This window comes from Actinophytocola sp., from assembly GCF_049647105.1.
GTDB lineage: Bacteria > Actinomycetota > Actinomycetes > Mycobacteriales > Pseudonocardiaceae > Actinophytocola.
The window spans coordinates 1-8,726 of sequence record NZ_JBARWZ010000077.1; the positions used below are offsets into that span (position 1 = coordinate 1).

Below are 8,726 nucleotides of genomic sequence, written 5' to 3' on the forward strand. Positions count from 1 at the left end.
GTGACGATCGCGGCGTAGGAACCTTGATCATCCCAGGGCGGAGGCCATCACCCATGTCCGGACGACACACCGAGCGCGTCCACACCGGACTTCACACCAAGATCACAGACTTTGACGTTCCCCTGCCGCGAGCCCTGACGGGGAGCAGACCAGCCAAGGCCCCTGAGCCTCCCGAATCCTGTCGAGCAGGTCGAGAACCATCGCGTTCGCCGGACCGGTTACCAGGATCCACCGCGACAGCGGGTTGACCACGTGCATCGTAACGGCGATCATGAAGATGTTGGCCACTACGAAGCCCACACCGCGCAGGATGTTCCAGAAGAACCGTCTGACGAGCCGTTTGCCTTTGACGGTACCGTCCGTTCTCCGTCCCGGAACGTCGTATCCCACGTCGGAAATGCTCGCGAGACGGAGCACGATCACCGGTTCACGCCACTGCGTTCGCATCTGCTGCTCGACAGCTTCGCGGAAACCGGGTCGTACTTCCGACTTGTAAGTGTTCTCCTTCGTTCGCCGTTGATACTCGACCATCTTGCGCGTAAATCGCTGCAGGGCCGGGCTCTGGCCGCGGGGAGCGTCATCGACTAGATATCGAGGTTCCTCCTGGTCTCCTCCGCGCTCTGGTCCCCGCCGATCTCGCTCTTGTCGAGCCATGGCTCGCCCCCTCCCGATGTGACTTCTTCCGTGCCCTCGCGGTAAGCACCCAAGCCCGCACCGATCCCGGCCTTGATGCCCATGCCGGTCAACAGTGGCTTGACCCCAGCCGACGTGCCGAGGTCGATGGCGAGCTCCCGGTTGCTCTTGGTGAACGCCCCCGCGGTCTCGTCCAGGACCTTGTAGGAGAACTTCGACTCGCCTGCGAAGGTGCCGAGCCGGAACTTCCTTATACAGCCCTCGATGGTTTTCGAGAGCTTCGGCAGGAATTCCATGAACTTGTCGAGCAGTTTGCCGAACTTGCCGAGGTAGCCGGTGACCTTCTTCATCATTTCGACCGCCTTCTCGATGGACGCGGTCATCGCGGTGGCGACCGACGTGCCGCAGGAGATCACGGAGGAGGCCAGGGCCGATGACCAGACGGTGATCAGCCAGGACACCAGTTCGGTGAGGATGCCCTTGATCACCTCTTCGATGACCACCATGACCATCGACCACATCTGCAGGACTTCGGCCACCGAGCCCGCTGCCGACCCGATGCCGCGGATGCCTGACGAGAAGTCGCCGAGTGCTTCCTTCGCCGCGTTGCCCGCGTCGTCGATCCAGTCCTGAAGCGCCGTGTCGCCGGTGCGCTCGAAGTCGTCGGCCAGTGCGACGAAGCCCTGCGCGATCGCGACGAAGTTGTCCGACGCGTGCCCGATCGCCGGCCCGTCGCCGGTGACCTGGTGCAGCGCGTCCTGCAGCGGCTGGACCAACTCGAGCAGCATGTTCAACCCGTGGCTAACCAGCCAGCCGATCGGGTCCATGGCAAAGGTGCCCGCGTCCAGGGCGGCGGCACCGACGAACGCGGCACCGTCGCCGACCAGCGAGGCACCGGCCGACGCCAAGTCGGCCAGGTTGTCCGCGTCGACGGCCTGCTGTGCATGCTCGCCGATCGACTTGCCTGCCTTGTACGCCGTCCCCGCGACGGGAACGTGCCCGACCGCACGGTCGAGGTTCGCGCCGAGGCTCTCGTCGTAGCCCTCGACGTTCAGCGTCTCTGCGATGCTCGGCTTCGGGTCCGTCATGTCACTGGCCCCCCGTCGCGTCGATCTCGGCCTCGTGTTGACCGAACCTGATGACGCCGGCCTCCTCGTTGCCCTCGTACATCGCGGCCGACTGGTTCACCTTGGTGACGAGCGCGTCGACGCCTGCCTTCATGTCGTCGAGCAGTGAACGCAGTTCCGCGAGGCGGTCGGTGTAGCCCTGTTTGGCGAAGATGCCAACCACACCCCAGGCTTCGTTGGTCACGTCGGCGGCGTCGATGAGCTTCTCGAACTTGCCTGCCTCGTCCCCGTAGTAGCCGAGTTGTCCCGCGTAGGCGGAAAGCGCGGCGGTATCGACCTGTATTCCATCTGACATCGGCTTGTCCCGTCGGTCAACGTCGGAGGATTGAGTGCTGGCCGTAGTCGTCGTCCGGTGGACGGGACGCGCGGCGAGGTCGTCCCGACTCGTCCGGTGCCGCGTTCCCGGGCGTGCCGAACGCCTCCGCCTGGGCCTGGCGGACCTGTTCTGAGGTGTTGGTGCCGAACGCGTCGCCGAAGACGTCGTCCACGACCTCGGCCTGCTGCCTTGCGGCTCCGGCAACGGCCTGGCGCAGGGTGTTCATGATGATCGCGGACAGTTCCGCCGGGGCGTTGCGCATGGCCGATGGAGTGAGCCGGATGTCGGTGACCATGCCGTTGGCGCCCGCGGTGACCGTCACGTGGCGGTCCGGTGAGGTCGCCGTGCTCTCCACCCGCGAGATTCGCTCGCCCATCTCCTCGACGCCCTCGAAACGGGCCTCGGCCTGACGTATCCTGGACCGAAATTTCTCGAACTCGGCGATCATCTGGTCCATATGGCTGGACACGGCGCCCCCTCTCCACGACTGAATCCCCCAACATCGTGGCATGCCCCAACGCGCCTGCGAGGCGATATCGCGGAACCGGGAGACCACACTCGTGTGCTTTCCGTTACGAAGAAGAGTTCGCCTTGCCGAGCGAGCGCGCCCCTCGCCGATCAGTACCCGGACCAGCGCCCGCAGGAGCCGGACCTCGGCACTTCGGCCATGGATGTTCTCGCTAACATCGCACCTCCCGCCATTTCCAAGCTGAACGAGTTAAGCTGCACTCGACTATTGACACTGGTTCAATAACGTGCGATAAGTAGATTGTTAGCGATAACATCGCTCGCCGCCCTCAACGTGGAGGACCTCATGAGACCGGTTGGTTCGACTTGGCTGCGCCGCGCCGCGCTCAAGGCCGTCCTCGTGGTGGCGGTGGCCGGCTCGACGGCCGTCACCGTGTCCGCGCCGGCTCAGGCGGCGGTGCCGGTCAACGGCACGACCTACCAGGTCAGCGTGACCAACAGTGGTAAGTGTCTCGACGTCGCCGCCGGGTCATCCGACAACGGCGGCCTGGTCCAGCAGTGGAGTTGTTCCGGCGACACCTGGCAACAGTTCACCCTGGCCGCCTCGGGCAGCTACCAGACGCTGACGAACGTCAACAGCGGCAAGTGCCTCGACATCCCCTACGGCACCACCGAACCAGGCATCCAGCTCCAGCAATGGAACTGCAACGGCTCCACCTACCAACAATGGCGCCTCGTCGCCTCAGGCACCGGCACCTACCAGATCATCAACGTCGCCAGCGGACTCTGCCTCGCCAACCAGAACGCCGCCACCGGCTCCGGCATACCCATCGTGCAGGAAACCTGCACCGCCAACACCAACAAACAATGGCTGTTCACCCCGGCAGGCAGGACGTGGTCGAACGCGGCGGACGGGTTCGCGGGCACCAGCGGCATGGGTGACACGACGACCACCGGCGGCGCGGCTGGTGCCACGGTCACGGTGACCAACTACGCCGACCTGGTCCGGTACGCGACCGCGAGCGAGCCGTACGTGATCCGGGTCGGTGGTGCGATCACCGTCGCGGCCTACGGCACCGAGCTCCGCGTCCAGTCGAACAAGACGATCGTCGGGGTCGGTACCAGCGGGCACATCGTCAACGGCGGGTTCTTCCTGGGCACCGGCGTGCACAACGTGATCATCCGCAACCTCACGATCCGCGACACCCGGATGGCCTCCGACGACCCGGACGACAAGGACTTCGACTACGACGGCATCCAGATGGACACCGCGCACCACGTGTGGATCGACCACAACACCATCGTGCGGATGAACGACGGCCTCATCGACAGCCGGCTCGACACCACCTACCTGACCGTGTCGTGGAACGTGCTGGGAGAGAACAACAAGGCCTTCGGGATCGGCTGGACGACCAACGTCACGTCGCGGATGACCATCCACCACAACTGGATCCACGACAACAACCAGCGCAACCCCAGCACGGACAACGTCGCGTACGCGCACCTCTACAACAACTACCTGCAGAACATCGCCTCCTACGGCAACTACGCCAGGGGCGGGACGAAGATGGTCCTGGAGAACAGCTACTTCGACAACGTGAAGGACCCCTACTACCGCGACGACGCCGCGCAGTTGCGGCAGTCCGGCAGCATCGTGGTCAACTCGAGTGGCCAGCAGGAGACCGGCGGCTCTGCGTTCAACCCGAGCACGTACTACTCCTACACCCTCGACCCGGCCGCGAACGTCCCGTCCCTCCTGCGGACCTACGCGGGGCCACAAGCCAGCATCGGCACCTGACCGCCGCGCGGCCACCGGCCCGTGGGTCTACTCTGGCGCCTCCTGTGATCGAGGAGGACCGGATGCGACAGGGCCGTGCCCGGTGATGCGCTGGCGGGTCGGCTGCTGGGAGGAGTTGCGTGAACGCAGGCTCTGGCAGGGCATGCCGGGCGACACGTGGGTCACCTGTGTGGACTGCACGACGCTGCCGGACGGCGCCCCGGTCGCGGTGTGCGGCACCGGCGACGGCACGCTTCAGGTGTGGGACCTCGATACCGGCACGCTTCGCAGCGCGCCGAGGATCGCCACGCCCGACCAGTACGCGACCGGCCTCATCTGCACCCGTCTCCCCGACGGCACCCCGGTCGCGGTGACAGTGTGCCTCGACGGTGCGCTGCGGGTATGGGACCTGGCCGCCGCCGGGATGCGGTCGGCCACCAACGGCGGCGTGCTGTCCTCCTGGAGCTCCCTCGCCTGCACCACCCTGACCGACGGCACCGCGCTCGCGGTGACCGGCGACGACGACCGCGTCCGGTTCTGGGACCTCGCGACCGCACGGCCCCATGGCAAGCCGCTGCCCGGTGAACACGTCTCACCACAGGTCGCCTGCGAGGCGGGCATCGTGGTCGTCTCCGACGGCGGGACCCTCCTGGTGTGGGAGCCGGCCGCCCGCCGGTTCCGCGACTCGCCGATCGAGACCGGTTTCGCCGTGAACAGGCTGCGGTGCCTGCGGTTGACCGACGGCACCGTGCTCGCGGTCGCGGGCAGCGACCGGGAACGCGACGATGACGGCCGACGGCACGGCGTGGTCCGGGCGTGGGACCTGGAGACCGGCCTCCCCTACGGCCCGCCGCTGACCGAGCACAGCGGCGAGATCAACGCCCTGGCATGCGCGGAACTACCAGACGGCACGGCGATCGCCGTCTCGGTGGGCCGCTACGGCTCGGTGGTGTGCGTGAACCTGCGCACCGGCCTCGCCCATGGACCGTCGTTGCCCGCCGTGGGCGACGGCCCGGCCGTGGCGTGCGGGCGGCATCGTGACGGCGGGCCGGTGGTGGTCGTCGCCGAGCAGGACGTGGGGCTGTGGAGTCTGCGCGTTCGCCCCTCCGAACACGGGTTCACCGGTCCGATCTGGACACTCGGACACGTCCGCCTGCCCGACGGCGAGGTGATCGTGACGGCGGGCCAGGAAAGCGACGGTGACAGCGTCCACGTCTGGGACTCCGCGACCGGCGGGCTCCGGCGGCGGCTGCTCGCCGGGGCGGCTCTCCAGGCGCGGGGGTGTGTGGACACGGTCAACGGCCCCGCCGTGGTCACGGTCGTGCCGGACGGCCTGCGGCTGTGCGACCTGTCCACTGACGAGGCCCGTGACGTGGCGCTGGCCGGACACACCGGGCGGCCGTGGCTCGTGTCGTGTCTCAACCTGTGCGACGGCACCCCGATCGTGATCACCGGCGGCGAGTCCGTGCGGGCGTGGCGGGCCGACACCGGCAGGCCCTACGGGCCGACGCTGCCGTTACGCAGCCAGGACCTCGCCGTCGTGCCGCTGCCGGACGGCTCGCTGATCGTGCTCCCCCGCGACGACCGGGTGCGGGCATGGGACGCCGCCTCCGGCCGCCCGTACGGTCCGCCCTTCGACGACTGGCGCACCAGCAAACGGGCCGTGGACTGCCTCACGCTGCCGGACCGGACGCCGGTCGCGGTCCGCGCCGATCCCGGCACTGGCACCGTCGGAGTCTGGGACATCGCCACCGGTCGCCCGTACCGCGACCCGGTCCCGCTGCGTGTGACTGCCCCGGAGATCCTCGCCGCCACCCTGCTCCCCGACGGCACGGTGCTCGCCGCGGTGGTCGGCGAGGGTGGCGACACCGTCGAGCTGGTGGACCCGATCGGCGGCCGGACGCGGCACACCATCACCATGACCGCGCCCACCATGGACCTCGGCTTTACCGCCGAGCACCGGCTCGTCGTCGAGACCTACCTCGACCTCACCGTCTATGACGTGGGGCGCCTGGGTTGACCGGCACGCCCTCGGCGGGACAGCCACCTGAGGTGAGCAAGGTAGACGAGGAAGGCGCCCGCGACGAGCATCCACGACCCCAGCGTGAGCAGATCGGTCGGCACGCCTCCGGTCGCGGCCAGTTCGGTACCGGAGTCGTCGGCCGGGGGTGACTCGTCGCCGTTGGCCGGGGGCGGTGCCTGGCAGGACGCGGCGAAACTGACGGTCGCTGTCGTCCGCGCCTGGTCGTCGGCGTTGCGGCTCATGGTCTGGCCGGTGAACGAGTCGGGCGTGAGCTCGGGCACCGAGGTGCCGCCGGAGCTGGTCTCGGTCACCGTCACCGTGTGGTTGCCAGGTTCCGCGTAGGTGTGTGTGGTGGTCGGGGTGGTCGTCGTCGTGGTCGTCCCGTCCCCGAAGTCCCAGGAATAGCCTGCGATGGTGCCGAAGGCGACGGTGGAGGCCGACGCGTCGAGTGTGACCACGCATCCGGTGGCCGACGCCGTGGCCGCGAGCACGGCGGTCGGTGCCTGGTCCGGGGTGATGGCGAGGTTGTCGACGCCGTCCCCGCCCGGGATGGGGCCGCCGGTAACCGTGTCCGTGGCGGTGTCGACGACGCTGACGGTGTCCGAGGCGGCGTTCGCCGCGTAGGCCCGCTTGCCGTCGGGGGTCACGGCCAGGTCATAGGGACCGTCGCCGGTGGAAACCGGTGTCAGCGCCGTGTTGGTCGTGAGGTCGATCGGGGTGACGAGGTCGGCACGCTGGCTGGCGACATAGGCCTTCGCGCCATCGGGGGTGATCGCGATACCCAGCGGGTCGTCCGGAACGGCGATGCTCGCACCGAGGGTGTCGTCGGCGGTGTTGATGGTGATGACCTGGTCGTTGGCGTTGTCGATGATGTACACCGTCGCGCCGTCGGGCGTGACCGCGATGTCGAACAGCTGCCCGTTGGCCATCGTGATCGCGGGAAGCACCACGGGCGGCTCGGACGCGATGGCGATGGGGATGACCTGGACCGGCGTCTCGGTGGACCCGCGCACGACGACGTAGGCCTTCGTGCCATCGGGGGTGATCGCGATGCGGTGCGTGAACACGGTCTCCGCCGGCGGCAGCAGCTGGATGGGCGGACCGGCCGTGTTGGTGGCGGTGTCAATCGGGGTGACCGACCCGCCGTTCTGGTCGGCCGTGTAGACGGTCGAGCCGTCGGGCGTGATGGCGATACCGGTGGGGAACACCCCGACGTCGATGGGATCCCCGATGATGCTGTTGGTGGCGGTGTCGATGCGCACCACCTGGTCGTTGGAACGTGCCGTGACGTACGCGGTCGCGGCATCCGGGGTCACCGCGATGCCGAAGGAGTCGAAAACCGTCACCGGCGGACCAGCCGTGTTGGTGGCGGTGTCGATCGGTGTGACGATGCCGGGTACATCGATCTGGTTACCCGTGGCGTACACCGTCCATGACCGTGGCTCCTGTGCACCGGCCGGCCCCGCCGCGAACAGTGCCAAACCGGCCACCGCGATCGCGATCAGTGTCCGCCGGACCAACTGCCGACCCTTGCGCCGGGAGTTGACGTCCGCTGACCGGCTCGCACTCGACATCGCCTGGTGACCTCCGTTGATTTGTCCCGTGGCGTCACGCTCCGCCACGGCAGATTGGGAGCAGTCTGAACAGCGCGAATCGGCGACGCAAACCAACCCGCCACAAAGGACACGAAAGTGTTCACTATTGACGGGTGAAGGACAGGCACAATGTCCCAAAAGCGGCTTTAGGACGTTGCACCTGGATCCACCGTAGCTATTCACCTGTGTGGTGACCTGGTTGCTGTGGTGTGAGGCGTGGCTGGGATGATCTTGGGGTGTCGGTTCCGGGGTCGGCTGAGGCGTTGCTTGAGCGGGTGCTCGCGTGTGTGGCTGAGCTGGAAACGGCGCTGGTGCAGCGGGATCGGGTGATCGCTGAGCAGGGTGAGCGGATCGCGGAGTTGGAACGCCGGCTGGGGCGGGATTCTACGAATTCATCGCGCCCACCGTCCTCGGACGCGCTGTGGGACAAGAAGGCAGCCAAGAGGCGCTCGTCGCGTAGCCGTTCGGGGCGCAAGCCCGGTAAGCAGCCGGGCGCGTCCTCGTCGTCACGGTCGTTGATCGATGATCCGGACGAGATTGTCGTGCTTGAGCCGGAGTGTTGTCGGGGATGCGCGTCACCGCTGGCCGAGGCTTCGGTGGCGAGTCGGGAGCGGCGGCAGGTGGTGGACGTGGGTTCGGTGCCGCCGCCGGAAGTCACCGAGTACCAGCGGGTGTCGAAGGTCTGTGTGTGTTGCGGGGAGGTGACCACACCCGGCTGGGACCAGGTTCGGGCTGATGATCCGCGGCGGGACGTGGTGGCCGGGTTGGGCTCGCCGGTGCGGATCGG

7 protein-coding genes and 1 pseudogene are annotated in these 8,726 nt (G+C 67.7%); 3 read left to right on the forward strand and 5 right to left on the reverse strand.

Annotation, left to right across the window (positions count from 1 at the left end):
* Window positions 1-126 precede the first annotated feature (126 nt).
* The 4 genes and pseudogenes from WBA97_RS09490 to WBA97_RS09505 all read right to left on the reverse strand — a co-directional run.
* Window positions 127-447 (reverse strand): annotated as a pseudogene (locus tag WBA97_RS09490) (hypothetical protein); the annotation flags it as partial.
* A 137-nt stretch (window positions 448-584) separates the two neighbouring features.
* A complete protein-coding gene (locus WBA97_RS09495) occupies window positions 585-1,721 on the reverse strand; it encodes a hypothetical protein (protein WP_424230363.1) in 1,137 nt (378 codons plus the stop codon).
* Between the two features lies 1 nt (window position 1,722).
* The gene (locus tag WBA97_RS09500; RefSeq protein WP_424230364.1) at window positions 1,723-2,055 is read right to left on the reverse strand and encodes a type VII secretion target; all 333 of its coding nucleotides are present in this window, start codon (window positions 2,053-2,055) and stop codon (window positions 1,723-1,725) included.
* Window positions 2,056-2,071: 16 nt separating this feature from the next.
* Window positions 2,072-2,545, reverse strand: a complete 474-nt coding sequence (locus WBA97_RS09505; RefSeq protein ID WP_424230365.1) for a YbaB/EbfC family nucleoid-associated protein — start codon at window positions 2,543-2,545, stop codon at window positions 2,072-2,074.
* Between the two features lie 345 nt (window positions 2,546-2,890).
* On the opposite strand from WBA97_RS09505, the gene WBA97_RS09510 reads away from it, so the two are divergent.
* A complete protein-coding gene (locus tag WBA97_RS09510; RefSeq protein WP_424230366.1) occupies window positions 2,891-4,342 on the forward strand; it encodes an RICIN domain-containing protein in 1,452 nt (483 codons plus the stop codon).
* A gap of 85 nt (window positions 4,343-4,427) precedes the next feature.
* Window positions 4,428-6,341, forward strand: coding sequence for a WD40 repeat domain-containing protein (locus tag WBA97_RS09515; protein WP_424230367.1), 1,914 nt, complete (start codon window positions 4,428-4,430; stop codon window positions 6,339-6,341).
* On the opposite strand, the gene WBA97_RS09520 is transcribed toward WBA97_RS09515, so the two are convergent.
* The gene (locus tag WBA97_RS09520; protein WP_424230368.1) at window positions 6,317-7,918 is read right to left on the reverse strand and encodes a PKD domain-containing protein; all 1,602 of its coding nucleotides are present in this window, start codon (window positions 7,916-7,918) and stop codon (window positions 6,317-6,319) included. The genes WBA97_RS09515 and WBA97_RS09520 overlap by 25 nt on opposite strands.
* A gap of 308 nt (window positions 7,919-8,226) precedes the next feature.
* On the opposite strand from WBA97_RS09520, the gene WBA97_RS09525 reads away from it, so the two are divergent.
* A partial coding sequence (locus tag WBA97_RS09525) for a DUF6444 domain-containing protein (protein WP_424230369.1) occupies window positions 8,227-8,726 on the forward strand: 500 nt, incomplete at its 3' end.

Coding starts and splice junctions, on each gene's coding strand:
- WBA97_RS09495 (WP_424230363.1), bottom strand. CDS start 1,721: ATGACGGACCCGAAGCCGAGCATCGCAGAGACGCTGAACGTCGAGGGC.
- WBA97_RS09520 (WP_424230368.1), bottom strand. CDS start 7,918: ATGTCGAGTGCGAGCCGGTCAGCGGACGTCAACTCCCGGCGCAAGGGT.
- WBA97_RS09510 (WP_424230366.1), top strand. CDS start 2,891: ATGAGACCGGTTGGTTCGACTTGGCTGCGCCGCGCCGCGCTCAAGGCC.
- WBA97_RS09515 (WP_424230367.1), top strand. CDS start 4,428: ATGCGCTGGCGGGTCGGCTGCTGGGAGGAGTTGCGTGAACGCAGGCTC.
- WBA97_RS09500 (WP_424230364.1), bottom strand. CDS start 2,055: ATGTCAGATGGAATACAGGTCGATACCGCCGCGCTTTCCGCCTACGCG.